This is a genomic window from Mesorhizobium sp. M2C.T.Ca.TU.002.02.1.1 (assembly GCF_003997225.1).
This window is the reverse complement of record NZ_RZTO01001567.1, coordinates 1-407: the sequence shown is the minus strand read 5'-3', so window position 1 is coordinate 407 and position 407 is coordinate 1. Positions and strand designations below refer to the sequence as shown.

Below are 407 nucleotides of genomic sequence, written 5' to 3'. Positions count from 1 at the left end.
TTCCAGCGTCTCCCCGATCTCGGCAGCCGTGTTGTAATGCGCGATGCCGATGCGCACGACGCCTTGCTCGGTCGGAATGCCGAGTTGGTGGACGACCTCCCACGCATAATTGTGGCCTGACCAGACAAAGATGTTCTCGGCATTCATCTGCCGCACGATCGTTTCCGGCTCGATGCCTTCGACAGTGAAGGAAATGGTCGGCACCCGCTCGGCGAGACGCTCCGGATCGGTGATGCCGTGGATGACCAGGCCCTCGATGTCGGACAGGCCCTCGATCAGTTGCCTGGCAAGCGTGTTCTCGTAGGCGATCGACACCTCGAACGCCCTGGCGATCCGCTGCCGCCGCGAACCGCCCTCGCCGGCCGAAGCGCCAAGATCGGCGAAATAGTCGATTGCCGCCGTCAACC

Annotated in this window: 1 protein-coding gene; it reads right to left on the bottom strand. The window is 62.9% G+C overall.

Annotation, left to right across the window (positions count from 1 at the left end; genetic code table 11):
* Nucleotides 1-407 (bottom strand): aminotransferase class V-fold PLP-dependent enzyme (locus tag EOD07_RS37315; protein ID WP_127238560.1); only part of this gene is annotated, 407 nt, incomplete at both ends.